Genomic DNA, 26,221 nt, shown 5'->3' on the forward strand with positions numbered 1-26,221 from the left:
TTGATATGATAAAATACTTTGTGTCCAGGGATAGGGAAATCCTAAACTTTTTAATAGCTAATCCACAACATTCGGCATTGATCCAAATTTACATCATTGTATGATCATCTGAAACTCATTACTTATCCGGCGGCTGTTTACCAAGAGCAAACTCTTTCAACTGAAAAAGGAATTCTTTTCCTCTTTTATCTACTTGGATAACGATTTTATCTCTGCCACTTTTTTTCAATAAATCGGTTATTCTAGATGCCTTTATAGTATCCCGAATCTCCTTTGGCAACCGTAATCTAATTTCTTCAGCTGTCACTGGAAAATGTAATACATCACTCTCATTTATAATCTTATCAAGATTACCAGCAATATCATTACTATAATTTCTGTTGATTACCGGTATTCCTCTAACCTTTCTCTTTTCAATAAATTTTTGAGTTTCCTCTGGTAAATACTCAATTAATGGAATTGAAAAAAGTGGGTTTCCTAATTCAAAATACCTCAACCCAAAAACATTGGAAATCTTTTCAGCAGAATTAAGAACTATTCCTGTTTTGCCGGACAGAATATCCTGAATTTTATTTGTGTTTGAATTGATCAAGCGAGATAAGTCTCCCTCCGTTAATCCAAAATGCTCTAAGTACTTTTTTACCTGGAGGCCGAATTCTAGTGAAACGGCTATGCTATTATGTATCAATATAATTATTTAAAAATTAATCTAAGTACAACTTGTTATTTCGAAATAATCCTGTTATATTTGTTTAGTTAAATAAAGCGACACGAATCAAGTAGTTAAAAATCTACTTGTAACGATATCTCTTGCACGAAAAACCGTCAATTTTGCTCGCGAGAAGTCCGTAAGTTCGCCCATGTTCCTGGAATATATTATCTTTACCGATATATCCAGTAGGGCGAGCTTTGCGTAAGACTTTTGGGAGCAACCTCCAAATCTCGCGTAGATCCAGAGGTGGTTTACTTGACGGTTTTCCTCGTCCAAAAGCAGCAGAGTTCGCCCTATTGATTTTCATCAATCAGGTAACATACTGTTTTTGAGAGGATCGTTTCAAACTTATAGGTATGAAAACGAATTTAAACTGTCATCTCCCTAATAGACACAATACACATAATTGTCGTGTCGAATTCTACGCTTTACTTTCACAGCTAACTATTGCTTTCTACCTAAAAAATGTAATTAAGAATCTTCTCAAGCCCCCGGAATAACAAACGTCTAAAGCATTCAAATTTTCTAACTCATCAAATTCAAAAGATAAACGTCTTAAACGTAAGGGAATTCTTGTGTCTCAAAATTAGCAATATTGTTCGATTAATACGAAAGACATTATTGTAATTCAGCGAGCAAACCCAAAATTATTAACCCCATCCGGTGACTAATGTTTCGGGATGGAAACAGGGATTAAAACGATTCAAATTTATGACCTTTTGTTACTTCCTTCAATTGGATTTCCAACAACAAACATAAAGCATTATGGAAAATATAAACAAGCAAAACCTCAGTAGTAAAGATGAAATTTTAAATGAGCTCATGGATAAACTCATTCAAAATTTCTCCCCACAGTGTATCATCTCATTCCATGAAACCCTGGTCACCAGGAATAAAAAAGGGTGTTATGCAAACCTCACAAATACAGCAATCCATTATTTCTTACTGATGATCGTGACCCCTGATGATGAATATCCCTGTCAAGAGGTCTGGAATTTCATCAAAAAGAATTGCCCTGATATGAAGGTTACTATACTCACGCACAGAGAAACAGAGATAAAAGATCCCAATAACATCAACAGGTATTTCTTTGACAACGTATTCAAAAATGGAGTCTTCCTATTCAAAAAGAATGACCTGGAATTACCCCACATCCCGTATCCAGACTTACAGGAAATAAGTCACAACACCATCCTGGTATCGAACTATACCCTTGAAATGGCACAGGCTTTCAGGGATTTTGCAGAACTCAATCTCGGTGAAGACCGGAATTTGATCCTCCCCTTTATGTTCAACAGTGCCATACAATATGCTTGTGCTGCAATGATACACACATTTATGAACTATAAAACCAATATGCTGGATCTGGAATGGCTGATCGGTTTAACCACTTGTTTCTCTGATGAACCTGCTGAATTATTGCACACTTCTTCCCCTCAGGAAAAAGAACTGTTTGACATGCTGCAAAATAAAGAGCAACTCTCTGACAACGAAATCGACAACTATGATGCACACTACCTGTTTGTCAGAGTGATGGCCTTTATTGAAATGGCAGAACTCCTTTGCAGAAAAAAGATCAATGAGCTTCAACAGAATTTCATGCCTGCAGCATTAACATCACCTGAAACCAATTCATAATCATCCAAATTACAATATAATGGTACATAAAAGATTTACAGTAGCTGAGGTAGAATTGAGCTACACTCCAAATTTCAAAGTTTCCAGCAGGCCAAAAATAAACAGCTCCTTTGATGCCTATGAAATATTCATCCAGCAATGGCATTCCGGAAGAATCCAGCTATTGGAAGAGTTTAAAATCCTGCTGATGAGCCGAAGAAACAGGGTATTAGGCATAGTCAATATTTCTAAGGGTGGGATCAGTGGAACAATAGCAGATCCTAAGGTGATTTTTGTGGCCGCATTAAAATCCTGCGCGTCAGCTCTCATCCTATGTCACAACCACACCACAGGAGAACTTAAGCCAAGTGTTGAAGATATCGCGATGACAAGAAAATTGAAAGCCGCAGGAAAATTACTTGATATTGAAATTCTTGATCATTTGATTATTAGTGAAGACCAATATTTCAGTTTTACAGATAAAGGAATATTATAATTGCCAATTCAATGATTTTTCATCCAGGCATTAGGTGGCTGATCCATATTCTTATGAACCCTAATATTCCACACATCAAATTTAACTAAAAATTAACTAAAAAACCCAACAGATGACAGCTGCATTAAAAACACAAAACAGGCTAAATTTTTCTCACTCACTCCCCATGGAAAATGGAGTGTAACCGGATTTAAATTTGCCATAAAACACCTCGTTTCCGGTTATCATTTCAATATATGCGCAAACTACTTGTATAAAGGTTGATCATTTTACGTTATTAGGCTATTTAGAGCTCTGCTGTGCACCTAAAAGCAAGAACCTAACACAAATACTAACCTGACTATTTATCCGCTTAGAAGTCCTTATATTAATTATTTTCTTTCTATACAAAACTAGAAATGTTTACGATTGGGTACATTTACAACTTGATAACGGTTTCGGAAAATGTTCGATACATCCTTGGGCAAACTGCGTGTCAAGTGCGACTTGACTCCGACTTTTGAGCGGCTGAAAAATACTAGTGATTTTTACACGGACTTTTCTCGGAAATAATATACACCTGAGTCGCACGCTGACCGAGGATGTACAGGCCAAATAGTGAACACAAACACTGACAATATGAACACAATTAATTAAAATAAATAATCGTTATTAGATATAAAAATAACCATTAAAACACATAAACATGTCTTAAAATAAATATAAGTACATCAAATCTATACTTGTTCTAGGCTTCGAAATCACTTCCGGTTTTTTAGAAGGCCTTATATTTACTTCCCAAAACTGTAGTAATATCACTGATATTTTTGGATAGGATAAGTGTGGGGAGTAACAAATAGTTATCAATTCTCAAGCTACTTTGGTTATACTTCTACAGAATTTTTAATACCAAAGTCAAAGCTTTCATAAGTCAATTCAAGGGATTAGGAGCAAGATGAGCAGGGATTTTAAATGAAGCGCCCCAGACCTGAAACATTTGACTATCAACGAACCAGACACGATCTTTATCGCTAAATATGTTCAGAATCAAATAATTGGACAAGAAATCAAGATAATCTAAAAATCTTTTTACCCTACCCGTCATTTTTTAATACCTATTGATTACATAAGAACTTCAGTTCAGCATAAATGTGCTCCGCACTATCCGAATCAAGGAAAATGACTGTCCCGGCATGTTTTCTTAAAACTGTAGCCGGAAAATCTTCTGCTACGGGTTTCCTCAGCGTATGGGCTACAGCTTGTGCTTTTCTGCTGCCCGGTACCACACAGTTGATCAGCTTTGCATGCATCAGTACCGGAATAGTGAGGGTCAGTGCATGCGTAGGAACCTGTTCAAGGCGACTAAAACAGCCATCATTCACCTGTTGCTGCCTGCAAGGCAAATCAAGTTCCACCACTTTTACCAACTTTGGATCATTAAAATCTGCTACTGGCGGGTCATTAAAAGCAAGGTGCCCATTTTCGCCAATTCCCAAACAAACGATATCTGCAGGAAAATCTTCAAGAAGAGAAGAATAACGCATGCATTCCGATTCCACATCTTCCGCATTGCCATTCAGGTAATGAACAGACCTGAAATTAAATTTACTAAAGAGCGCTTCCTTCAGAAAATTGCCAAACCGTTGCGGTGCATGTTCATCCAATCCAACATATTCGTCCATATGAAAAGCATTCACACAGTCCCAGCGGATATTTTCATGGGATAAGGCCGCTAAAAATTCATTTTGAGATGGAGCCGCGGCAAATATAATATTCAGTTCCTCCTTTTCTTTCAGCAATAAGGCAATACTTTCTGCCAGACGTTTTGCAGCCGCCTCTCCCAGGAGTTTTCTTGATTCATAAATCCTGACCTCAAGCGGTCCTATATTCTTTTCCAGCACCATTCTGTATCAATTTATATTATCTTTTTATGGTATTCTTCTTTGTAATTTCTCTGGCATACAACTACAGGATCAACTCTTCTCAGTCTTTTGTATAGATCACCTCTCCGGATACCATTGTTTTCAGGATATGTATATCCTTGTCAAAAATTACAATGTCTGCATCCTTGCCCGCAACAATAGATCCCTTTTGTTCATGGATGCCAATAATACTGGCCGGGGTAAGCGAAGCCATTTTAACGGCATCCTCCAGTGTTGCTCCTGCCATATTCACCATATTCCTCACCAGCCTGTCCATTGTGGCTACACTTCCTGCAAAAGCACTCCTGTCCTGAAGTTTCGCCACATCATCTTCCACAATCACCGCTATCCCATCACGCAAACTGCCGAGTATACTCGGGCCGGGAGGTAAACCTGTACCCCGCATGGCATCGGTAACCAAGGCAGTACGGTCGGCCCCTTTTATTTTAAGTACAAGAGAAAGTAAGGGCGCCGGAAGATGTACCCCATCTGCAATGATTTCCACCGTCATGGCATCAAGCAGGTAAGCACTTTCCACTACCCCTGCGTAACGCTTTGCATTGCGCCTTGATACGCCCGACATACAGGAATAAAAATGGGTGGCATGCCTGAAGCCCTGTTCAAATGCCGGCAAGACCTCTTCATAGATAGCATCCGTATGTGCTATGGAGGGCAGTATCCCCCTTTCACAAAGATAACGGCCAAATTCCAGTGCTCCTTTTAGCTCCGGAGCCGCACTCCAGCGCTTGATATGTGCTGAACTGGCAATAATTTCCTGGTATTCTGCAACCACAGGATCTCTGATGAACCTTGGATCCTGTGCCCCCCTTTGCTGCATGGAAAAATAGGGTCCCTCAATATGCAGCCCCACGAAAGTCGCCCCATGTAAATTCCGCGCATGTGCTTTTTCATATACCGCAAGTGTGGTTAAAAGATCCTGCTGTTCACTGCTTAAGGTGGTAGGCATCATTGCTGTTGTCCCGAACCTGGCATGCAACCTGGCAATTTCCAGAAAACCATCAGGATCATTGTCCATAAAATCATGTCCCGCTCCCCCATGAACATGGATATCAATAAATCCGGGGGCAATATAATGACCTGAGGCATCAATCGCTTCTACTCCATCAATGGTGATGTCGGTGGTACTCACCTCTACAATTTTACCAGCTTCAATAACCACACACCCTCCATCAATGATACGATGCGGAGTGATGATTTTACCATTATATATCTTAGTCCTCTTCATTTTCTCTCCTATAATTACTTCCTGTTTTTCCTCCCATCCCCTATGGTGAAATGCATGAAAACGTACTGCTGCAAAATTGATTTCCTGGTCGGTTCAATTCTCCTCCCAAGGCTGAACAGTACCTGAACAAATTTGAATTGATTGGCTTATTTTAATCGCTTAAGCCTGGCCAGCAGCACAGAGATCTTCGCATTACGGAGTTCATTTTCCTGTGCAATTTCTCCAGGATACATCACATGGGAATTGAGCGCAGTAAACTTTTCATCCAGTGCTGCAGTAGACAGTATTTCCAGCTCACTGATCAATGCCTTCAGCTTATCCGCATTCATCTCCGGAGAATTTGCTCTCGCCTCAATGGATTGATAGCTCAGGTATTGCAAACGGATCGCAGCCATCAGGCGATAATGTTCAAATTCCTTTTCATTTTTCTTAGGCCGAATTTCCTGGAGTACCTTCAGTGAATATTTTGTACTGTCTATCATCTGATCAATCGTCAGTGCAGTGCCCACGGGTTTTCCCTGGGTAATTTCGTATGGAACAGCAGAAATTGCCTGCCAGAATTGACGCGTACTGTTTTTATCCAGGCCATATTGCTCCCTGCAGTACTGCGTTATAAAATTATCGCTGTTGAGGGGTTTTGCAGATTTTATACTTTGCTGAAAAGCTGAAATCAGCATATTGAACCCGCTGATCGGATACACGCGCCTGATCGGATACAGCTCTGCAATATCCCTCGTGGTTTCAAAAACAGGGGAATAAAGGCCTGAGGTTGACCAGGAGGTCATGATAATCCCCTTATACCCCAAATCATTGGCCATCGGGACAAAGTCAGTGATATTTTTAAAATGTTTCCCCCATTGGGTGAGGAAAAAGTTATCAGGATGACTTCTGATGGATGGTGCTCCCCAGATCTCAAAACCACTCTGCATGAGCTTCTGGTGATCGCCGAACATGTTAATATCCCATCCATAATTCCAGTCGATAAAAATAGTTTCCTTCGGCAATCCTACCAGCGCTTCCGGATATTTCAGTGCAATATCTGCCCACAGTACCGGCCGCTTTCCCAATCCGACAACGATCTCACAAATCATCTTAATATAGTCTCCATATAACCGGCCGATACCCACTGCCTTGATTTTCTCCTTGGACTCTTCTGAATGTCCCAGCAGATAAGTTTCATCTCCCCCGATATGGATATACGGGGAATGGTGTGTAGAGATCAGGTCACGGTAAAGTGCCGTAAAAAGTTTCCTTGCTTCCTTTTCACGGAGAGGATTAACCTGGGAATAGTCCTTTTGGTCCTCTCTTAAATCTTTGTACTTGGGATGTCTCAGGATATACTCCACATGCCCAAAACTTTGCTGTAAGGGAACAACATCAAGAGATAAGGAGTCGCAATACGCAATAAAGTCCTTCACTTCCGTTCTTGTGTAGGCAAAACGATTTGGAATCATGGGCTCATCCTGAAAAGGATAAGTCCCCTCCCATTCCATGACCAGGGTGTTGATACCACCTTTACTCAGCTGGAGTGCCAGATTTCGTAGTGCATCCATAGGAATGGCCTGTATGCGCAGATCAAGGTGAAATCCCCTGACCTGAAATGGAGGTTTACTGCTATCGACATCTCCGGCCTGTACCCGGATACAAATTATGGTCATCAACACCATCAGAAATACGCTTCTCTTCATCATTATATTTTTTATGAGGTGGGTCTCAAGCAACATTTACAACTACCTATATGCTAATATATTAAAAAAACGGGTACGTACACGAATATTTAAACATTTTTTAATCTACAGGGTTGAAAGCCGGCTAAGCCTCCAGAAAATCAATGCGTCCAAAATATTCAGGAAGATGAAAATCTGGTTGACCGGCGGTGATTTTATTCCAGCATAAGTAATGCGGATTCGGAAGTCCATCCCCGCACTTGTAAAAATTTACCGTAGCGGTCATTCCCGCAAAACTTTTAATCTGATGGAATGCAAATACTTCCTTAGGGATATGGAGAAACATCTCCCAATCAAAACGCTCCCCCCTCCTGTTCATACTTGTTATCGTCCTGATCCTGTTAATCAGTGATTCATCTAAAAGCGTCCTGCCTGTTTTTCTCAGTCCATAACCCAGCTTGCCAATGCCCAGGCAATTAAATTCTATATTATAGTAGGCACCTGCTGAAGCATCAAAAGAGATGAAAAATTCCACACAATTGTCCATATGCACCTCAGTGTTAATGGGTCTGACCAAGGAACTGAAGTAATCATTGGAAACGATAAACTTTAACAGGATACTTTCCCCGGTATGGGCAATCATAAAATCAGCCGTACACAGGGTAGGTATTCCCGGCCAGGACTCATTGTTTAGCGCATGGCAGGGAAAGGCTTTCAATTTTGCCGCGCTGTTTTCTGCTGCAGCTGTATCCTGATCAGGACAATAATATACCTGCAGCAACTTAGGGGAGGAATGATTGGAAACTGACATGGGGAAAATCATGAGGTAAATCCTGTCCAGCGTTCAAGTTTATAACCACTGAAAGCATAAAACAAGAGATAGAGGTAACAGGGTAAAAGAACCAGATAGGCCTGCTGTAAACCGTAAACATCAGCCAGATAACCATATACCAGGGGTAAGACGGCATTTCCGGATAGCCCCATAATGAGAAGTGCAGCTCCGGTCTTGATGAAACGGCCTAATCTGTCCATTGCCAAAGGCCAGATCCCTGCCCAGATCATTGAATTTGCAAATCCCAACAAGACAATAAACCATATCGAGATATCTGCACGGTGCCCGAATAAGACCACGGTTCCGTGCAGGAAGACAATACAAAGTGTGAACAACAGTCCAAGCACCACACAAATCCTTAAAGCCAGCAACTGCGAAAGGTATTTCGGAATAAGGGAGATTCCCAATAAGTAACCCACAATCGTTGCGGTAAGTGTATAGGAAGGGAAAACTTTTGACTCCAGCAGTGAAATATCCATGGTATGCGCATAACCAATAATGGTATCTACGGCAATTACCTGTGAACCTACATGGACAAATATGGCGACTGCACCCAGAATAAGATGTGGAAACTGAAAAATATTGTTTCTGCCTTTGTTGGAGGCAGCCGTAACACTGTCTTCTTCTTCTGTATTGATTTCGGGCAAGGATGAAAAATGCACTAAAAATCCCAGCACCAGCAATATCCCCCCAACACAGGTATAGGGAAATATAACCCGTCTGATCAGTTCATCTAAAACTGGTGCTCTTTCCACTGCATCCATCAGCTTTATCTGGTCAAACAGGGGTTGGTCAGAAGATTTCAGGATAACGGCGGCAAACAGCAGTGGGGCGAGAATTCCGGCAAACTTATTACAGATGCCCATGATACTGAACCTCATCGCGGCACTCTCTTTTGGCCCCAATATAGTCACATATGGATTGGCAGCTGTTTGCAGAATCGCCAGGCCGGCCCCAAGCGTAAACAATCCCGTTAAAAACAGGATATAGCTACGGTGTTCGGCAGCAGGTACAAATATAAAGGCTCCTGCAGCCATCACCCAGAATCCCATCATCATACTTTTCCTGAAGCCGAACCTCTTTAACAGCAAGGAAGCCGGGAAAGAAATGAAGAGATAAGAAATATAAAAGGCAAAGGCCACAAAATAAGACTCCAGGTTATTGAGTTCACAGCAAATCTTGAAATACGGGATCAGCATCGCATTGATCCAGGTCACAAAACCGAATACAAAGAAAAGTACGGCAATAATGTACAGTGATTTGGTATAATTTTTTTTATCCATGCCATTTGGTTTTTCCCGGACAAAAGAAAGACCGGACAATTAACGTTAACGTACACGAATAAACATAATTATTGCTTAACTTCCAAATATTCATCCCTTTATTGTGATCTGACGGGACCATTGGAAAAGACTTATCCTAATTGATATAGAAATCACAGTTTTCTTTTGTGATGATATCAATTGGCATAAAATTATCTTTTTTCACCTCCCTGGAATGCACGATGAAATGGTAAAGTGCCATCACGCCTAAATAAGCCTGCTCTCTGGGCTTCTGACAAATCAGGAAATCGATATCCCCTGTCTTAAGGAAGGACAGGTTTTCCCTGGTGTAGTCAAATCCGATCAGGATGTTGCTGGTATTACCTGATTCTCTTAAATACTTCGCAACGGTTGACACCCTTGAATTGGTCACAAAAATAGCGGAAACGGCATTATTCTCCAGTATACTATCCATGGAACTGCTGACAAATGCATAATCTGTCTGTTTGATATCAATCTTAAGCAAATGATTTGGCAGCTGATGCGTACTGAAATAATTCCTGAATCCTTCTTCTTTCCGCAGGAGATGATGCTGATTATCTATTTCATGAGAGATATTGACGATGAGAATACAGTCTTCCTTTTCAATCAGGTATTTCATGAGGTGTGCAGAGAGATAACCACTCTGGTAAAGATCTGGCCCGAAATAACTCAGATTTTCCTGCTCCTGAATATCCGAGTTGATAAATACATAAGGAATTTTTATTTCCTCCAGTGTCCTAAGAAAATTAAGGGATTCAGCGATAAACACAGGGGCAATCAGAACGCCGGTAATTAAAGACAAATCCAGGAGATCCACTTGTTCCTGAAAAGATTTGATGTCATTAAGATCGTACAGGTAATGCTTCACCTTAATCCCATAAGGAAGAATTTCTTCACTGGCCTGCGCAATTCCCAATAAGGGGGCATCCCAATAATCGGTTTCTTCTGAAACTTTAGGGATGAGCACTGCAAAGATCATTTGTTTTTTGGAAGCCAGTCGACGCGCAAAGATATTGGGCTGGTAATCCAGTTCCTGAATAATGGCGTTGATTTTGTCTCTGGTTTTTTGTGAAACTCCTTTACGGTCATGTATCACCCGGTCTACCGTGCCAATGGATACATTGGCTATTCTGGCAATTTCCTTAACTCCCCTCAGTTCTTTATCTTTTTCAGTCATATCTCTAAAATAAATGATCTAAAGATACTAGAATTTATTCTTTACATCTTCCAGATGGAATGCAATCAGGTACATCATTACAGATGGCTTGCCTCAGGGTAATTTATTACATTGAACCAATTTCTATCCCTAAAATTCTTTTGAACAAGCGATTCCAGCCCATAAAAATGAAGCACATGATCAAACATGAATAAATAACAGATCACCCATAAGATATAATGAAAATTTAAATGATTTATTTTACACTAATGCATAAATACAATATCTTTATAAAAAAACATCATTCATGAAAAAATTCATCTTTATCTGTGCAATTCTATTTATAGCAGGCGTTGGTTGTAAAAAAATGAATATTGATGGTGGTGCACTCTGTGGATGCTCGCCAATTAGCAATGGCCCTGATTTCAAATTGGTTATTAAAAACGAGGCCGGCGAAGACCTGTTAAATGAGAAAACCACCGGAGCGTACACCAAAGATAAAATCACATTTTTCAGAAAAGATGAAAGCGGAAAAAAGGTCCCTATTAATTTTGCCATCAGGCCGTCTTTTTCTTATGGAGACGAAAAATTTGATGACTATCAGTTATATACCAATGATGTCTTTCATTTCCTAAAGAAGGACAATAAGGTAGCTTATTTAAAGCTTGGCGACGGCAAGGAATACGAATTGAGCCTGGAACTCGAAGAAGGCAAATATACAGTTTCAAAGCTGTTTATAGACCAAATAGAAGCTGAAAAGGCAACAGGGAACATCACAAATTACGCACAAATATTTTACCTTACCACATAATTTACCTGAACAACTACAGCTTATTCAGGCAGCACATAAAATAATAAAATTATCCAATAGGTGATTACTATCAATTTTTATTTAACCAAATTTTCTTTGGTTTGCAGAAAATTAATAGATAACCAATGTATACCTGTTCCAATCCAAAAAGTGCCTTTTTGGCCCTTCTCCTTTTGCAATTTGCTTTTTTCACTATCCCTCTTTCCGCACAGGAGCACACACCCCACAAACCGGCTGCCGCCGCACATAAGTTTACACTTGCCATGGGACATGCCCATATTCATGAAGGCATAGAGAACGACGAAAAGAAATGGCTCATGATGGCTGCCTGGTCATTAAATTACGACTATATGTTCAACTCGAAATGGTCCCTTGGGCTCCACAATGATGTGATTTTTGAGGACTTCAGCGTTGAAGAACACCTGGCTGATCAGGATGAAACCATCCTGGAGCGCGAAAAACCACTGGCAACGAAACTTGTAGGATCTTTTAAAACAGGAAAACATGTTTCTATTATGCTGGGAATAGGTGATGAGATCACCAAATCGGAAAACCTGTTCCTATCTACTGCAGGAATTGAATATGGCTGGCATATAGGTGACAGCTGGGAAATAGGTGCAGAGCTTTGCTATGACCTGAAATGGAAATCATACGACACCTGGATCCTCGGCTTTGGCATCAGCAAAATGTTGCCTGCAAAACGCCATAAAAAACACAGTTAGCCGATACATGATTTATCCCTTCTGAAAGGTTTTTGCGATCCCCATGCTTCTTTGATATTTTGGTACAACAGCTACTTGGTGGCTGAATTGTAAGCAAAAATAAAAGATCAGGAGTGCATTCACAAAGAGGCCAAACAGCCTCTTTTATTTTTTCCGGCTCTTTTTTTTCTGAATTATTTTAGCCTTCCAAAAATCAAATTTATGCTTAAAATCAGCCACATTAAATGGTTTGGTAAGGTAATCGTCCATCCCTGCGGCAAAGCAATCATCACGGTCTTTTTCATAAGCCCCGGCCGTCATCGCGATAATAAATGGCCGCTTGTCACCATATGCCGATATAATCTGTCTTGTTGCTTCCAAACCATCCATTTCCGGCATCTGGATATCCATTAAAACAATATCATATAGCTGTCTTTTTAAGGAGGAAAGGACTTCAATTCCATTGGCTGCAATATCGGCATCATAACCAATCCCTTTTAAAGTTTTAATCACAATCTTTTGATTAATGATATTATCTTCAGCAACCAGTACACTCACTTCCTGCTTGTTTAGTTCTGCATATTCTGAAATAACATTCAGGTGGACATGATCCGGTTCCTGACTTTTTGCTGAGTTTAGCGTACCTGCCTGACTATGCGACAGGACATCGATCAGCATATTTTGAAAATGTCCCTGTTTAATAGGTTTGTCGACAACCGCGGAGAATAACTTTTTATTGTGTTTCAGTTCCTGCGCATATTGTCCCGCAGAACTGAATAGTACCAATGGGAGCTGGTGCCCATATTTTTCATGCAGCTGTTCAGCCACCTCAATACCATCCATACCAGGCATCAGCATATCCGTCACCACAAGATCGTAATGGTGATTTGCTACGAATGATAAACCTTCCATACCATTAACAGCAGTATCCGCATGCATTCCCCAGAGTTCACAATGTCCTTTAAGAATTTTCAGATTGGTCAGGTTATCATCAATTAGTAATACGCGTTTACCTACTAACTCCTGCTGGACAACAGCTGATTTGAATTGTTTAATCTGCTTACTGACCTTAAGCTGAACAGTAAACTTAAATGATGTACCTACATTTTCCTCACTTTCTACCCATATCCGTCCCCCCATTTTATCCACCAACCTTGAACATATCGCCAGACCAAGCCCTGTCCCCCCATATTTACGGGTCGTAGAAGCATCAACCTGGGAGAAAGAATTGAACAGTTTATACATTTTATCCTGGGCTATCCCTATTCCGGTATCCTTTACTGAAAACTCAATCTCATAATGATCGTTCTTTCTGGAAACCAAACTGATAGAAGTAAAGATTTCACCTTTCGGCGTGAATTTTATGGCATTCCCTACCAGATTCACCACAATTTGCCTTAGCCGTGTCATATCCCCTATCACCTCCATGGGCACTTCAGGGTCAATCTGATAAAGAAGATCAAGATCATTTTCCGCAGCTTTTACAGAAAGTAAATCATAGGTCTCTTCAATAATATGATGAATAAAGAATGGGTGTTCCTCCAGTTCCAGCTTACCCGATTCAATTTTTGAAAAGTCCAGGATTTCATTGATAATTTCCAGAAGGGAATCTGCACTTACCCTGATCGATTCCACAAAATCGAGTTGCTCACTATCCAGACTTGTATGCCGAAGCAGACTAGTCATTCCAATGACACCGTTCATCGGCGTTCTGATTTCATGGCTCATATTGGCTAAAAATTCAGATTTGGCCTGATTTTGTTCACTCGCCATTCTGCTTTTTTCCTCAAGTTTGGCATTCAGGTCTTTCAGATGCTGATCAAACAGGTATTGTCTCGTAATATCATCAAAAGTCCATAACATTCCACTTACATGTTCAGACACGGTTGGTACACAACAAACATTGAGCACAAAAAGCTTAGGAGCTGTAAATACCCATTGCCAGTTATCAACTTTCTTGTCTTCCGACTGGAAAAGCTCCACTCCTCTTTTAAAAATTTCTTCCTTATTATCGGCCGAATTGCGCAATTGCTGCATCGCTTCAGCCAATACTGCAGGAGCAACATTTCCTCCCTCCAGCATAAACAGCTTAGCTGCATGGTCATTAATCCAGCTGTTGATTCCACTGTCGTCAATAAAAACAATCCCCTGTGGAACAGTTTGTAAAATAGCATTAAAACGAACCTTTAGTTCTTCCAGTGAATAATAGGTGTAAGAAAGTGTTACCTTCTCGGTGATTTTAATCAGACAGGAGTTCGCAAAAAGTTTAAATTCTGCCGAAAAATCAAAGCGATCCTCCCAGATCAGGAAAATATACCCTTCCAGGCCGGACTGTAAAATCGGAAGCACAGCCATGGAGGCCGGTGAATTAAACAGCTCAATCAGCCGGTCATCAAAATTTTCAAACGAAGCATCAAAATATTGTGGTACCTGATGATCCTGCCTGAATACATGAAGTGCTGAAGGATCTATATATTGATCAGTCATCGATTTCTGAGGAATGATCCTGGCGGTGAGGTTATCTTCCTGCTTGATAAACAAGACTTGCGATGCTCCCGACAGGGGTTTTAATTGTTCGAGACTGCGTTGAATCATTCTCTCCCATCCCTCAAACTGATCAGCTACCCCAAGTTCGTTTATAAATTCGAGCGCTCTTTTTGCCCAGTTAATTTCTAACATTGCCGTTCTGAATAATTCAGATAAATGATTGAATAGCTGTGATCACTTCCAACGGCGCACTGATATGGGGAAAATGCCCGCTTGCATTCAGAAATTTTAAAGTACTGTGCTCAATATGCCGATGGAGATAATGGGCGACTTCCTCTGGTACAGCAATATCATCCTTTGCCTGTAAAAGAAGTGTTTCTTTCTTTAACTGATCAACTTCTTTACGGATATCTGACTGGAAAATAACTTTTGCAACGGCCAGGGCAATATCAGGTCTGAGATCAGAAAGGGTACGCGCAAATTCTACGCTCAGTTCCGGCTTATCGGGATTACCCATTGCCAATGCAGAAAATCCACTCACCCAGGCATAATAATTAGTCGTCATCGCTCCATAAAGCCCATCCAGGGCTTCCTGTGTGAACCCTCCCCTATAGCCATCACGCTCCTCGTTCAGATACCTCGGCGATCCCCCGATAAATACCAGCTTTGAAACTCTTTCCGGCATCTTAATCGTTGCTAACAGCGCAATCATAGAGCTTACAGAATGTGCAACAACAATCACATCAGACAAGTCAAGCATTGTAAGAATAGCCTGCAGATCTTCAGCATAGGAGTTCAGGGTACTGTACCTGATTGGACTATACGCATTGGGTTCCGCCTTTCCAGCACCGGCATTATCATACAAAACCAACCGGTAATCATCCAGGAAGGCCAATTTCACTTTATCCCAGGCAGTTTTATCGGTTCCAAATCCATGAGCAAATACAATCGTCTGTTTTGCATTGAGGTTACCTTCAACAGTTACATTATTCTTTTCTAAAGGCGCGATGGTCATACATCCGGATTTAAGGTAAACTAGGATCAAAAAATTATATACGGGAAAACAGAGGTAACAGACCATTCAAAAGCTAATGAAACAAAAACAATTAGCTATAATCCTTTTCAAAATTAGGTTATTAACGCATACAAAACAATCTGATCATTAAAAATTAAGTGTTAAAAATCAAAATACTTAATTGAAACATCAAATATTTTACAGTTTGCTTCTAAAGGAATAACATGGCCTTGTCCCAACCCTTCTGAGTTATCATTCCGCATGAACGGGAAAAACAGGAATATCGTTATTAAATAAAAACAGATGTATTAAAATTCTGTTTTCTTGATACCTTTATCACTTTATGCCAGAAAACCATTCAGTTATCCTGACCTCCATTCTTGACAACGACTTTTATAAGTTCACCATGCAGCAAGGGGTAATCCGCTTGTTTCCAAATGCAAAAGTGCGTTACCAGTTTATTAACCGGGGAAAACATTCCTTTCCGGCAGAATTCCATGTCGCCTTGCGCAGGGCTATAGATGATATGGCTGTATTAAAGCTGAGTGCCGCCGAAAAAAGGTTCCTGAAAAATACCTGCCCTTACCTGGATTCCGTATACCTGGATTTTCTTGAGGGCTATCGCTACCAGCCTTCAGAAGTGAAAATTGAGCAGGATGGAGACCAGATCCAGGTATCCATAGAAGGTCTCTGGTACCGCACCATTTTATGGGAAGTACCCATTATGTCGCTCATCAGTGAACTGTTCTATACCCTTAAAGGGGCAGCACATAGCAGTGATGAAGCGATGACTGAACTTACCCGCAACAAAATCGAGAGTTACCATAAATTAGGTGTTACCATTGCAGAATTTGGTACGCGAAGAAGATTTTCCTATGCCAACCACCGTTTGGTTCTGAATGCCCTCGAAAAGTATGGTAAAGGTACGTTCATTGGAACCAGTAATGTACACCTTGCCATGTTGCACCATACGCGTCCCATCGGCACACACGCACATGAGTGGTTTATGTTTCACGCTGCGAAGTATGGTTTTAAAATGGCGAATGCGATGGGACTGGAACATTGGGTTCAGGTGTACCGGGGCGACCTGGGTATTGCACTTTCCGACACCTATACTACCGATGTTTTCTTCAGGCAGTTTGACAAGATGTTTTCAAAACTTTTTGATGGGGTAAGGCATGATAGTGGTGATCCGCTCCTGTTTACTGACAAAGTGATTGCGCATTACCAAAAGATGGGAATAGATGCCAGATCAAAAACGATCATTTTTTCTGATGCCCTGAATTATGAAAAAGTAGAACGCATTGCGCATTATTGCCACAATAAAATAGGTATTTCTTTTGGTATAGGTACTAACCTTACCAATGATGCAGGTCCTGAGCCCATGAATATGGTGATAAAAATGACCGAGACTCAGCCCCAGCATGAGGACTGGACAGAGGTCATTAAACTCTCCGACGAACAGGGTAAACATACCGGTACGGAGAGAATGATTCATCTTGCCAAGACAATTTTAAAGATTGATTAGGGAGATAGCGGATATAAAAACACATGGCGTGCCTCATGAACTCAATCTGCAGGCAAACTACTTACTTTAATTTCAGGCTATAGATGAGTCCGTTATTACCGGCCAGCAGGATCACATTGCCTTTCTTGGCTTTTTTGATGACGTTAAAACTCTCGTCGGAAATATGGTACCAGTTCTTCCCACCATCCCTGGACACATCAGTACCTGAAGTACCTGTAGCGAAGCAGTTCTTTTCATCGTACCAGAGTACGCCGGAACGGAAGCCATAAACAGGTTTCGCAGGCTTATGCCAGGTTTTACCTCCATCTGTGGTCAGCTGGATATTATTTGAGTTTTCTTTATCTTTTGTATAATCACCACCAACGGCAATCCCGCGGTTATTGTCATAAAAATCGATTGAAAAAACCCCTGCACTATTCTTTCCGTGTAAGATAGGAACCTCATACTTTTGCCAGGCCATTCCAAAATTTTCAGAGAAATAAATATTTGATTTAGATCCTCCTGTAGCGATCCACACATTGCCGATAGCCATCGTCTTGATAGATGTACCGCTTGCTGCGAACGCAGCCTCTCCTTCAGCCATTTCCACATTGGCTTTTGCGGAAATATCCGTCCAGCTGATTCCTCCGTCGTTGGTAATGAGCAGCTGTAATTTGTTATGGATGGGATCACCAAAGATGATCCCATTTTTATCATCCCAGAAATCCATACCATCCAGGAAGATGGCAGAATCCAGATTTTTATATGTTTCCTTCCAACTCTTTCCTCCGTCATTTGTAACGATGACATAAGCCGGTGAACCTGCACTCACAGCAATGGCATTCAACGCATCAAAAGCCTCAATATCCCGGAAATCTGCTTTGGCATATCCTGAAGGCTGCATCCATCTCCAGTTCTTTCCACCATCTGCAGTTCTGCCAATGTAACCATTACTCCCACTCGCCCAGGCCACGCTATCAGACACTACAGAGAGTCCTCTTAAGCTACTTTTAGCACTGCTTGTTAAAGAAGAAAGTTCATAACTTTGAGTAAAGCCATAAAATGGCAGAAAGAGAAAAAGAAAAACGTATAATCTCATTACTTCACTCTCTTCCAGGTTTCAGATCTGCCAATTAGAGAGATACCGATATATCCTCTCATATTTAAATCGCCATTATCTTTTATATTCATATTACAACTGTATGTTTTTCCCGATTTCGGATCATAAATTTTACCATCCGTCCATTTCCCATCTTCATAAACAAAATCCTTCAGCATTTCCATGCCTAAAATCTGTCTGCTCCTTAAGCTGGCATCCGGATTTTTTAAATCCGTTTTAACGTTTCCCTTCTCATCTTTCGGAGTTTTCAACCAGGCAATTTTACCATAGTATTTGTCACCCTTTTTAAAAATGTTCACATGGGCCTCGCCTGTCGCATTTACCCATGATCCTACAATGGCATCCTTATTTTGCGCCAGGCACGTAAAGGACATCGCCGTAACCAGCAATAACAATAATGTATTTTTCATAAATTTATATTTAGTTTATGCTAATCTACACAATGACTCTCCTATTCTAAAGGAATTCATACATTAATGCTGAACTGTCCAAATATGCACTTACTAAACGACACTCTAGCAAATATGTTTTTTTTAGCTGCAATTTAACGAATTTATCATCTATGCCGAATCCCTTCTCGTGCGCAGTCCATTAAAGATTTCCCTGTTGAACCCCCTCTATGTGCTTCGGTACGGAGCTAATTATTCTTCATCAATTCAGCAAAAAGCTGATAAGAATACAATTTAGCTTTCAGGTCGAAAATATTAGAAGTCACCATTAACTCGTCCACCTTCGTCTGTTCCATAAAATCAAGGATTTCGCTTTTAATCTTATCCGGTCCGCCCACAAAAGAGCAGGCCAGCATCTGATTAATGGTATCCTGTTCATATTCAGACAATAAATTTTCTATATCTGCCACCGGCGGTTGCAGTAGTCGTGGCCTGCCTGTGATCACTCCTTTAAACATTTGCAGCAGTGATGTGGCCAGTAAACTGGCTTCCTCATCAGTATCAGCAGCCACCACATTGATACAGGAAATCACGTATGGAGTTTGCAGATATTGGGATGGCTTAAAATTCTGCCTGTAAATATGAATAGCTGTTAAAAACTGGGCTGGAGCAAAGTGACTGGCAAATGCATAAGGCAGGCCCATTTCCGCAGCCAACCGCGCGCTGTCAGTGCTGGATCCCAATATCCAGATTGGAATATCCAGTCCCTCACCAGGAATAGCCCGGACCGGGCTCCCGCTGTTTTCTTCAGAAAAATACATCTGCAGTCGTTTCACTTCATTGGGAAAATTCTGAACAGCACTGAAACGCTCCGCCCTGATCGCATTGGCAGTCACCTGGTCAGTTCCCGGCGCACGGCCAAGTCCAAGATCTATCCTTCCCGGAAATAAAGAAGCCAGCGTTCCAAACTGCTCCGCGATCACCAGTGGAGAGTGGTTAGGCAGCATGATCCCACCAGATCCCACCCTGATTTTATGTGTACCAGCTGCAATATGGCCAATGACTACGGATGTAGCCGAACTGGCCACGCTGATCATATTGTGGTGTTCTGCCAGCCAAAACCTGGTGTAGCCCAATTCTTCAACATGCTGAGCCAGCTTAAGACTGTCACGGAAAGTATCTGCCGGTGTTTTTCCCTCTAATACTGTAGCCAAATCCAGTACGGAATAAGGGATTTCAGCCAGTTGTCTGTTATTATTTTCTGTTGCCATTTAAAATCTTCTGTAAGTATCGATAAGCAGTTTATTGCTGCATTTTCATAAAATTAGAGAATATAATGGTAAAGATTTGTCAAGATTGAAGATTTGACTTTACATACAGATGAAGCATCCCTGAAGCACAGGGTGATGAAAATGATAATTCATATAAAGAAGATAAATAAGAGTAAAATATAATAAATTTACCATTGCAAACACTTCACATGCATTATAAAACATTTATGTATAAGAAAACAAAACAATATTCAGTACCCTGTATTTTATTCAGCATTGCATTTGCAGTTACCATTCTCCTATCTTGTGAAGAAAAAAAGCCAGACCCACGTATAAAAAAAGAAACCAGGGAACTCTTTAAAGCATATATCGCGAAAGAACTTCAAAAGGATTCAATCCTTTTATCAGCAAAACCAGTCAATATGCAATCGGAATTATGCATAGACCAAATCATATTAGATCATCAGGAAATAAACGAGACAACAAATCAAATTCTTGAGAAGATTAATGCAGATACAACAGAGTGGACTAATGAGATTATACCGAATGCAATCCTATTGAGTGAACAAGATCTGATCAGCTTCCAAAATTCAGTCGAAACTAATCAGATAAAAGATGGAAATTTTACGCTATCACATCCTGTTTTTTTTAACGACTTAAAATTAGCCATAGTCAAGGTGAATTTCTTTTGCGGTAAAAGATGTGGACAGAGTGTGACACTGGTTTTTGAGAAAAAAGACAATGCGTGGAGCGTTCTCAAAAGATATTGTATTGCCGTTTCCTAAACAAGGAAAATAATCGTCACCATTATTGGTAATTAAAATCTGTTCACCCTAACAGATTTTAATTATTATGCTCCTTCCATCAATGCTGCAGACTCAAAAGAAATTTAACCAAACACACTTTAACTGCAGCTTATTCAAGGGTTCGAACAGGATTTCTTAGTTTTCTAAACATCTTAAAATAAAAAACCGCCTGACAACAAAAATGTCAGGCGGTTTAATGCACTAGCTGTGCCCGAAGAGAGACTCGAACTCTCAAGGATCTTACTCCAACGGCTTCTGAGACCGCAACGTTTACCAATTTCGCCATCCGGGCATGGAGTTATACGTTTTTTATTTCCGTGGCGACAAATGTAGCATTATTTATTAAATGAAAAATATTTTTTTGCAATAATTAAGGACATAATGTCCCTCCTGCTTTGATCAAGCAGCCTAGTGTTTTATCTTACAAACAATTACACTTTTACAGCCGCCTTAAAAAAAAACTTAATCAGCCCAGGCATTTTGAAGAAAACGCATCCAGTTACCATGCATCATGCGCTGTATGTCCTGTATCTGGTAACCGCGCTTCTCCATCAGGACTGGTATTTTTTTCAAATCGGCAATAGTTTCTACATCATATGGACATTGTTCTCTTCCAAAAGCCCCATCAAGATCTGACCCGATACCGATGTGAAGGGTATTGCCTGCCAGCTGACAAATATGATCCAGGTGGTCGACCATCACTTCCAGGTTACATCCCATTCCCTCCGGGGTCGATTTCCCGCGCTGCCAGTGGGGAACCATCATCCATGCATCAAGCGCCAGACCAATTACAGCACCGCGCTCCACCAGGGCTTTGATCATTTCATCACTAAACTGACGGTTATGATCAACCAATGCCCTGCAGTTATTGTGCGAAGCCCAGACAGGTCCGTTAAAATGATCCAATGCTTCCCAAAAACTATCATCACACAGATGAGTCGCATCTAAAATGATATTCAGGCGTTCCATCTCTCTCAATAAATCATGTCCTTTAGGCCCCATCAATCCCCTCGCATCTGTGCCCTGGGCATAACGCCCCGGGCCATAATGTGCAGGCCCTACCGCACGTAAACCATATGCATGTGCACGTTCCAAATGCTCCAGGGTAATTAATGAATCTGCCCCCTCTAAGCTCAGTATATATCCTATTGGTTTACGTTCATTTTTTTCGCCATCTTCAATGTTCTGGATGTCATCAATAGGGTCTTCCCATAAACTGAGATGGTGCTGAAGGCCATTCAGGTCATTGATCTGTACCAATTCTCCGGCATCCTCCATTGCTTTATACCAGGCCAGCTGACCCTGGGTTTGAGCCCATGCCTGTTCTGCGGAATGCCATCCGGGTAAATGATTACCCGGAGCAACATATCTGGCAATCTGTGTGGCCACAACAAGCCCTACATTTCCTTTCCTGAGTTCAGGTAAGGAAACTACTGCCCTTCCCCTATCGGGTTTATCTGTTAATCCATTTTCCGTGTCATTGATGTCCGACAGAGGCAAACGTAAATCCCGGTTCCATTCCAGGGCATTCATACTCAAATCAAGGTGTGCATCTATTGTAAACATGTCATCAGGCTAAATATTAATTTTTCTATCCCTGGAAATGATCTTCCATTCATTTTTCAACTGCCCATGGACGACATTCATTGCCGTTTCATATAGGGCTACTGTAGGACAAATATGTACAGGCAGGCCGTATAAAACATCTCCGATCCGGAAACTATGTCCCTCAGGCGCTTCCAGCACCAAATGCTCTTCGCTCTGTGCCAGCACGCGCAAGTCCGGAGCATTCAGAAAAAAAACCCTGCGCTGAAGTTCATTTTCAGCAGCCACAGCCTTGTGTCCAAGGTCGACAGTGATTTTAGTTTGCTCTGTCAAAGAAATCACCCTGGTCAAGACCAGAGCAGCGGTTAAGTAATCCTGTTCTATGAAAGCATCCTGATACCCCTTATCCCATAAGGCAAAAGTTCCGGGGCTGCATTCCAGTTCATTTTCCATGGCATAAAACGGATAGGTTGGCGTTCCCCCGGCAACAATTATTGGTGTAATCAGCCCCTTTAAGCAGACCTGATCCCGCAGGAGGTATAATGACTGAAGAATCTGTGCCACTTTTCCCTGTCTCAGCTCAGGAGAGGAATCATGAACATGCCCATCATAGGCATGGAAGCCCATAGCCCTGATTCCTGGTTGCTGGCAAAGCTGCCCATAAAGTGTGAGTGCGGCTTCGCCAGGTCTGATCCCTGTACGGTTCATTCCTACATTCAGGTCAAGAAAAAGACCAATAGTTGTTTCAGCGTTAAGGGCTGCCGTCGCTATAGCCTGCAAAGACACTTCATTATCCACGAGACAGGAAAAGCTGCTGTCAGGGTACCTCCTGATCAGACTGATCAGCCTGTCGATCTTTGGTCCAAGGGGTTGATAAGCCAGGAGGATATCCGGGACATTACACATTCCCAGCATTTCAGCTTCTGCAATGGTAGCACATTTGAACCGGGTTATACCAGCTTCCAGCATCAACAGTGTAACTTCCCTGCATTTATGGGTTTTCACATGGGGACGTAACCTGCTGGTATCTGTTATACTTTTCTTCAGACGGCTGATATTTTCAACAATCCTGTCCTCATAAAAGAGCAATGCCGGAGAATCTATTTTCCCCGCATCGGCTACTTCATACCAGTTTTCCGCATTCATCACCTTATTCATGAAGTTCAAACAAAGCTTCAATTTCGACAGGGATATTATCCGGCAGGGAACCGAATCCCACAGCACTGCGCGTACCTATCCCATTTTCTTCTCCCCATACCTGCGCAAAAAGTTCACTGCATCCGTTAATGACAAAGGGATGTTTTTCAAAATCCGGAGTACAGTTCACCATACCAAGGACTTTGATGACCCGTTTTACACGGTTTAATGACCCGAGATGAGTTTTTATGGTCGAAAGCATCGTTAACCCTACCTGTCTTGCAGCAAGCTTTCCTTCCTCCTGATTGAGTGCTGTACCTATCCGGCCAATGATCAGGCTTTTATCCTCATTCACTGGCCCGTGCCCCGATAAATACAGGTATTTCCCATCAATAAGATAAGGTTTATATACCCCCAGAGGTTGAGGTGCCGGAGGTAGACTTAAACCCAGTTTGCCGAATTGTTCATCTGCATTAAAAATTTCCATGTTATCTATTTTTGAATAATATACGACTATTCGTCAGGACCCACATCAATGATCAACAAATCCGGAGATGAATTTGATTGCACATCCGCCATCAAAAGTCAATTCATTATTCCCCCTACATTGTCATAACCGGTAAGCAGTTTCATGCTTTGCAGCAGATAAAGCCAGGAAACTCTGGATCGTGGCGATATAAGGCAGCTTATCCAGTTTATCACGCAGGAAGGTATTGTAGGAATTCATATCAGGCATCACCACCTTCAGCATAAAATCATAATGACCTGTAAGGTGATAACATTCCATCACTTCCGGACAGCTGATCACGGCGGCCTGAAAGTCTTTCAATACTTCTTCAGAATGACTGGTCAGCTGAATATGCGGAAATGCAATAAATGCCGTACAGATCTTATGCAGATCTACTACCGCTACAGTTTTTTTGATGTAACCCAGTGTTTTCAGCCGGCCTACCCTTTCTGCTATCGGGCTTATTGTCTTTTTTAACTTGTGTGCCAGCTCTTTATAGGTCATTAAACCATCTTCCTGCAATAAATTTAATATGCCCAGATCTGTCTGATCAAGTTTATAGTTATCCATAACATACATCGGTTTGATATAAAATATCATTATTTGGTTTTCCAAATATAGGCCATCTGCCGAACATCAGCGGAGGAAAAAAAGATATCTTTAAATTTATACTTAGTGTACAAAAAACGGTAACAGACCATTTTTTCCGATAGGCAGAAAATTAAATTTTGATAAACCACTACAGTTCCAGCCCAAACCGAACGATAGACCTTCTTCATACGCATTAACAGTTTTTTTTCCTAAAAACCGGTGTACATGAAACAATAAATCATTAAAGACAAGAACTTTACGCCAGACAAACTCTAACCAATAGCAATGCAAGCAACAAAAAAACATAATTTCGGTGCAGGTCCGTGTATTCTGCCGGCAACAGTGATGCAACAGGCAGCAAATGCTGTCATCAACTGGAATGACATGGGATTATCCATCCTGGAAGTATCACACCGCAGTCCGGAATTTGAAAGCGTGGTTTTGAAGACCCAATTATTAATCCGGGAACTACTTCGTGTACCAGATGACTATGAAGTCTTATTTTTACAGGGAGGGGCCAGCACGCAATTTTCAATGGTTCCGATGAACTTTTTACAGCGGGAAACCTATGCAGCCTATCTTGATACCGGTTACTTCGCTCAAAAAGCGATTAAGGAGGCCAAACTTTTTGGAAAAGTGAACATTATTGCTTCTTCAGGCGATAAAGAATACAGCTATATCCCGGATATTACCTCCTCTTATGACGATGCAGCTTATTTACACTGCACTTCAAATAACACCATAGAGGGAACAGAGCTATTCAGCTTCCCGGAAAACCGCGTTCCAATTATCTGCGACATGTCTTCCGACATTTTCTCACGTCCGGTAAACATCAGGGAATTTGACCTGATCTATGCCGGCGCACAAAAAAACCTGGGGCCTGCAGGCATGACCTTAATCATTGCAAAGAATACATTTCTCAGCAGTGCGAAAAACGCAGTGCCTTCCATGTCCGATTACCGTACTTATCGTGACAATATGAGCATGTACAATACCCCTCCGGTATTTCCCATTTATGTAGCCATGCTGAACCTCCTCTGGCTGAAAGAACAAGGTGGAGTGTCGAAAATAGAACAACAGAATATAAAGAAAGCTTTTGTGCTTTATGAAGAAATCGACAGAAATTCTTTATTCTATGGAACGGCAAATGTAGCCCACCGCTCCAGAATGAATATAACCTTTAAAATGTACGATGCTGCCCAGGAAGATGAATTCTTAAGATTTGCTGTTCAGGAAGGAATTGTAGGAATAAAAGGTTACCGTACCGTTGGCGGTTTCAGGGCATCGTTATACAATGCATTGCCTTTGTCAAGTGTAGAGGTGCTGGTCAGCACAATGCAGAATTTCGAAAAAACCAAAATCCATTCCGGTATGTTAGAAAATGAGACTGCACATGTATGAT

Annotated in this window: 23 protein-coding genes and 1 tRNA gene; 7 read left to right on the top strand and 17 right to left on the bottom strand. The window is 41.2% G+C overall.

The window, feature by feature from the left end; translation table 11 throughout:
- Window positions 1-118: 118 nt before the first annotated feature.
- Window positions 119-688 carry a hypothetical protein gene (locus tag ACSBL2_RS19590; RefSeq protein WP_442588246.1) on the bottom strand — a complete coding sequence of 190 codons (570 nt, stop codon included), beginning with the start codon at window positions 686-688 and terminating at the stop codon, window positions 119-121.
- A gap of 789 nt (window positions 689-1,477) precedes the next feature.
- On the opposite strand from ACSBL2_RS19590, the gene ACSBL2_RS19595 reads away from it, so the two are divergent.
- Together ACSBL2_RS19595 and ACSBL2_RS19600 are read left to right on the top strand one after the other, a co-directional pair.
- Window positions 1,478-2,350: a hypothetical protein gene (locus tag ACSBL2_RS19595; RefSeq protein WP_442588247.1), complete on the top strand. Its 873-nt coding sequence runs from the start codon at window positions 1,478-1,480 to the stop codon at window positions 2,348-2,350.
- Window positions 2,351-2,369: 19 nt separating this feature from the next.
- Window positions 2,370-2,825 carry a JAB domain-containing protein gene (locus ACSBL2_RS19600; RefSeq protein ID WP_442588248.1) on the top strand — a complete coding sequence of 152 codons (456 nt, stop codon included), beginning with the start codon at window positions 2,370-2,372 and terminating at the stop codon, window positions 2,823-2,825.
- Between the two features lie 1,094 nt (window positions 2,826-3,919).
- Here ACSBL2_RS19600 and ACSBL2_RS19605 read toward each other — a convergent pair.
- The 6 genes from ACSBL2_RS19605 to ACSBL2_RS19630 all read right to left on the bottom strand — a co-directional run bounded on the left by ACSBL2_RS19605 (window position 3,920) and on the right by ACSBL2_RS19630 (window position 10,952).
- Window positions 3,920-4,708, bottom strand: a complete 789-nt coding sequence (locus ACSBL2_RS19605) for a glucosamine-6-phosphate deaminase (protein ID WP_442588249.1) — start codon at window positions 4,706-4,708, stop codon at window positions 3,920-3,922.
- Window positions 4,709-4,787: 79 nt separating this feature from the next.
- Window positions 4,788-5,972 carry an N-acetylglucosamine-6-phosphate deacetylase gene (gene nagA, locus ACSBL2_RS19610; protein ID WP_442588250.1) on the bottom strand — a complete coding sequence of 395 codons (1,185 nt, stop codon included), beginning with the start codon at window positions 5,970-5,972 and terminating at the stop codon, window positions 4,788-4,790.
- 146 nt (window positions 5,973-6,118) lie between these two features.
- Window positions 6,119-7,663: a family 20 glycosylhydrolase gene (locus ACSBL2_RS19615; protein ID WP_442588251.1), complete on the bottom strand. Its 1,545-nt coding sequence runs from the start codon at window positions 7,661-7,663 to the stop codon at window positions 6,119-6,121.
- A 121-nt stretch (window positions 7,664-7,784) separates the two neighbouring features.
- The gene (locus tag ACSBL2_RS19620; RefSeq protein ID WP_442588252.1) at window positions 7,785-8,450 is read right to left on the bottom strand and encodes a carbohydrate-binding family 9-like protein; all 666 of its coding nucleotides are present in this window, start codon (window positions 8,448-8,450) and stop codon (window positions 7,785-7,787) included.
- 8 nt (window positions 8,451-8,458) lie between these two features.
- On the bottom strand, window positions 8,459-9,754 hold the full coding sequence (locus ACSBL2_RS19625) for a sugar MFS transporter (RefSeq protein ID WP_442588253.1): 1,296 nt from the start codon (window positions 9,752-9,754) through the stop codon (window positions 8,459-8,461).
- 136 nt (window positions 9,755-9,890) lie between these two features.
- On the bottom strand, window positions 9,891-10,952 hold the full coding sequence (locus ACSBL2_RS19630; RefSeq protein ID WP_442588254.1) for a LacI family DNA-binding transcriptional regulator: 1,062 nt from the start codon (window positions 10,950-10,952) through the stop codon (window positions 9,891-9,893).
- A gap of 286 nt (window positions 10,953-11,238) precedes the next feature.
- Between ACSBL2_RS19630 and ACSBL2_RS19635 the strand changes: the two genes are divergently transcribed.
- Together ACSBL2_RS19635 and ACSBL2_RS19640 are read left to right on the top strand one after the other, a co-directional pair.
- A complete protein-coding gene (locus ACSBL2_RS19635; protein WP_442588255.1) occupies window positions 11,239-11,742 on the top strand; it encodes a hypothetical protein in 504 nt (167 codons plus the stop codon).
- 125 nt (window positions 11,743-11,867) lie between these two features.
- Complete coding sequence (locus ACSBL2_RS19640; RefSeq protein WP_442588256.1) at window positions 11,868-12,464, top strand: hypothetical protein; 597 nt, start codon at window positions 11,868-11,870, stop codon at window positions 12,462-12,464.
- A 144-nt stretch (window positions 12,465-12,608) separates the two neighbouring features.
- Here the strand turns inward: ACSBL2_RS19640 and ACSBL2_RS19645 are convergent, their stop codons facing one another.
- Window positions 12,609-15,122 carry a response regulator gene (locus tag ACSBL2_RS19645; RefSeq protein ID WP_442588257.1) on the bottom strand — a complete coding sequence of 838 codons (2,514 nt, stop codon included), beginning with the start codon at window positions 15,120-15,122 and terminating at the stop codon, window positions 12,609-12,611.
- A gap of 16 nt (window positions 15,123-15,138) precedes the next feature.
- A complete protein-coding gene (locus tag ACSBL2_RS19650) occupies window positions 15,139-15,945 on the bottom strand; it encodes an alpha/beta fold hydrolase (protein WP_442588258.1) in 807 nt (268 codons plus the stop codon).
- A 343-nt stretch (window positions 15,946-16,288) separates the two neighbouring features.
- Here ACSBL2_RS19650 and pncB point away from each other — a divergent pair, with 343 nt between their 5' ends.
- Complete coding sequence (gene pncB / locus ACSBL2_RS19655) at window positions 16,289-17,473, top strand: nicotinate phosphoribosyltransferase (protein WP_442588259.1); 1,185 nt, start codon at window positions 16,289-16,291, stop codon at window positions 17,471-17,473.
- Between the two features lie 61 nt (window positions 17,474-17,534).
- Here the strand turns inward: pncB and ACSBL2_RS19660 are convergent, their stop codons facing one another.
- The 3 genes from ACSBL2_RS19660 to ACSBL2_RS19670 form a co-directional block, all read right to left on the bottom strand.
- Complete coding sequence (locus ACSBL2_RS19660; protein ID WP_442588260.1) at window positions 17,535-18,551, bottom strand: WD40/YVTN/BNR-like repeat-containing protein; 1,017 nt, start codon at window positions 18,549-18,551, stop codon at window positions 17,535-17,537.
- A complete protein-coding gene (locus ACSBL2_RS19665; RefSeq protein WP_442588261.1) occupies window positions 18,551-18,982 on the bottom strand; it encodes a DUF2147 domain-containing protein in 432 nt (143 codons plus the stop codon). Before ACSBL2_RS19665 ends, ACSBL2_RS19660 begins: the two co-directional genes overlap by 1 nt.
- Before the next feature lie 227 nt (window positions 18,983-19,209).
- The gene (locus ACSBL2_RS19670; RefSeq protein WP_442588262.1) at window positions 19,210-20,232 is read right to left on the bottom strand and encodes an LLM class flavin-dependent oxidoreductase; all 1,023 of its coding nucleotides are present in this window, start codon (window positions 20,230-20,232) and stop codon (window positions 19,210-19,212) included.
- A gap of 227 nt (window positions 20,233-20,459) precedes the next feature.
- On the opposite strand from ACSBL2_RS19670, the gene ACSBL2_RS19675 reads away from it, so the two are divergent.
- Window positions 20,460-21,017, top strand: a complete 558-nt coding sequence (locus ACSBL2_RS19675; protein WP_442588263.1) for a hypothetical protein — start codon at window positions 20,460-20,462, stop codon at window positions 21,015-21,017.
- A gap of 229 nt (window positions 21,018-21,246) precedes the next feature.
- On the opposite strand, the gene ACSBL2_RS19680 is transcribed toward ACSBL2_RS19675, so the two are convergent.
- From ACSBL2_RS19680 to ACSBL2_RS19700, 5 genes are all read right to left on the bottom strand, one after another.
- Window positions 21,247-21,330: transfer RNA gene (locus ACSBL2_RS19680), tRNA-Leu, on the bottom strand.
- A 170-nt stretch (window positions 21,331-21,500) separates the two neighbouring features.
- Window positions 21,501-22,604 carry a dipeptidase gene (locus tag ACSBL2_RS19685; RefSeq protein ID WP_442588264.1) on the bottom strand — a complete coding sequence of 368 codons (1,104 nt, stop codon included), beginning with the start codon at window positions 22,602-22,604 and terminating at the stop codon, window positions 21,501-21,503.
- 9 nt (window positions 22,605-22,613) lie between these two features.
- Complete coding sequence (locus ACSBL2_RS19690) at window positions 22,614-23,741, bottom strand: D-TA family PLP-dependent enzyme (RefSeq protein WP_442588265.1); 1,128 nt, start codon at window positions 23,739-23,741, stop codon at window positions 22,614-22,616.
- On the bottom strand, window positions 23,734-24,207 hold the full coding sequence (locus ACSBL2_RS19695) for a RidA family protein (RefSeq protein WP_442588266.1): 474 nt from the start codon (window positions 24,205-24,207) through the stop codon (window positions 23,734-23,736). Before ACSBL2_RS19695 ends, ACSBL2_RS19690 begins: the two co-directional genes overlap by 8 nt.
- 123 nt (window positions 24,208-24,330) lie before the next feature.
- Window positions 24,331-24,798 carry an Lrp/AsnC family transcriptional regulator gene (locus tag ACSBL2_RS19700; RefSeq protein WP_442588267.1) on the bottom strand — a complete coding sequence of 156 codons (468 nt, stop codon included), beginning with the start codon at window positions 24,796-24,798 and terminating at the stop codon, window positions 24,331-24,333.
- A gap of 306 nt (window positions 24,799-25,104) precedes the next feature.
- On the opposite strand from ACSBL2_RS19700, the gene serC reads away from it, so the two are divergent.
- Window positions 25,105-26,220 (top strand): 3-phosphoserine/phosphohydroxythreonine transaminase, encoded by a 1,116-nt coding sequence (gene serC / locus ACSBL2_RS19705; RefSeq protein ID WP_442588268.1) that lies wholly within the window; start codon window positions 25,105-25,107, stop codon window positions 26,218-26,220.
- Window position 26,221: the final 1 nt, after the last annotated feature.

Source organism: Pedobacter sp. AW31-3R, assembly GCF_052180285.1.
In the GTDB taxonomy this organism is placed as follows: domain Bacteria; phylum Bacteroidota; class Bacteroidia; order Sphingobacteriales; family Sphingobacteriaceae; genus Pedobacter.

Excerpts from the sequence above, each read along its gene's own strand:
- ACSBL2_RS19595 (WP_442588247.1), top strand. The coding sequence starts at position 1,478 with ATGGAAAATATAAACAAGCAAAACCTCAGTAGTAAAGATGAAATTTTA.
- ACSBL2_RS19600 (WP_442588248.1), top strand. The coding sequence starts at position 2,370 with ATGGTACATAAAAGATTTACAGTAGCTGAGGTAGAATTGAGCTACACT.
- ACSBL2_RS19605 (WP_442588249.1), bottom strand. The coding sequence starts at position 4,708 with ATGGTGCTGGAAAAGAATATAGGACCGCTTGAGGTCAGGATTTATGAA.
- nagA (WP_442588250.1), bottom strand. The coding sequence starts at position 5,972 with ATGAAGAGGACTAAGATATATAATGGTAAAATCATCACTCCGCATCGT.
- ACSBL2_RS19615 (WP_442588251.1), bottom strand. The coding sequence starts at position 7,663 with ATGATGAAGAGAAGCGTATTTCTGATGGTGTTGATGACCATAATTTGT.
- ACSBL2_RS19620 (WP_442588252.1), bottom strand. The coding sequence starts at position 8,450 with ATGTCAGTTTCCAATCATTCCTCCCCTAAGTTGCTGCAGGTATATTAT.
- ACSBL2_RS19625 (WP_442588253.1), bottom strand. The coding sequence starts at position 9,754 with ATGGATAAAAAAAATTATACCAAATCACTGTACATTATTGCCGTACTT.
- ACSBL2_RS19630 (WP_442588254.1), bottom strand. The coding sequence starts at position 10,952 with ATGACTGAAAAAGATAAAGAACTGAGGGGAGTTAAGGAAATTGCCAGA.
- ACSBL2_RS19635 (WP_442588255.1), top strand. The coding sequence starts at position 11,239 with ATGAAAAAATTCATCTTTATCTGTGCAATTCTATTTATAGCAGGCGTT.
- ACSBL2_RS19640 (WP_442588256.1), top strand. The coding sequence starts at position 11,868 with ATGTATACCTGTTCCAATCCAAAAAGTGCCTTTTTGGCCCTTCTCCTT.
- ACSBL2_RS19645 (WP_442588257.1), bottom strand. The coding sequence starts at position 15,122 with ATGTTAGAAATTAACTGGGCAAAAAGAGCGCTCGAATTTATAAACGAA.
- ACSBL2_RS19650 (WP_442588258.1), bottom strand. The coding sequence starts at position 15,945 with ATGACCATCGCGCCTTTAGAAAAGAATAATGTAACTGTTGAAGGTAAC.
- pncB (WP_442588259.1), top strand. The coding sequence starts at position 16,289 with ATGCCAGAAAACCATTCAGTTATCCTGACCTCCATTCTTGACAACGAC.
- ACSBL2_RS19660 (WP_442588260.1), bottom strand. The coding sequence starts at position 18,551 with ATGAGATTATACGTTTTTCTTTTTCTCTTTCTGCCATTTTATGGCTTT.
- ACSBL2_RS19665 (WP_442588261.1), bottom strand. The coding sequence starts at position 18,982 with ATGAAAAATACATTATTGTTATTGCTGGTTACGGCGATGTCCTTTACG.
- ACSBL2_RS19670 (WP_442588262.1), bottom strand. The coding sequence starts at position 20,232 with ATGGCAACAGAAAATAATAACAGACAACTGGCTGAAATCCCTTATTCC.
- ACSBL2_RS19675 (WP_442588263.1), top strand. The coding sequence starts at position 20,460 with ATGTATAAGAAAACAAAACAATATTCAGTACCCTGTATTTTATTCAGC.
- ACSBL2_RS19685 (WP_442588264.1), bottom strand. The coding sequence starts at position 22,604 with ATGTTTACAATAGATGCACACCTTGATTTGAGTATGAATGCCCTGGAA.
- ACSBL2_RS19690 (WP_442588265.1), bottom strand. The coding sequence starts at position 23,741 with ATGAATAAGGTGATGAATGCGGAAAACTGGTATGAAGTAGCCGATGCG.
- ACSBL2_RS19695 (WP_442588266.1), bottom strand. The coding sequence starts at position 24,207 with ATGGAAATTTTTAATGCAGATGAACAATTCGGCAAACTGGGTTTAAGT.
- ACSBL2_RS19700 (WP_442588267.1), bottom strand. The coding sequence starts at position 24,798 with ATGGATAACTATAAACTTGATCAGACAGATCTGGGCATATTAAATTTA.
- serC (WP_442588268.1), top strand. The coding sequence starts at position 25,105 with ATGCAAGCAACAAAAAAACATAATTTCGGTGCAGGTCCGTGTATTCTG.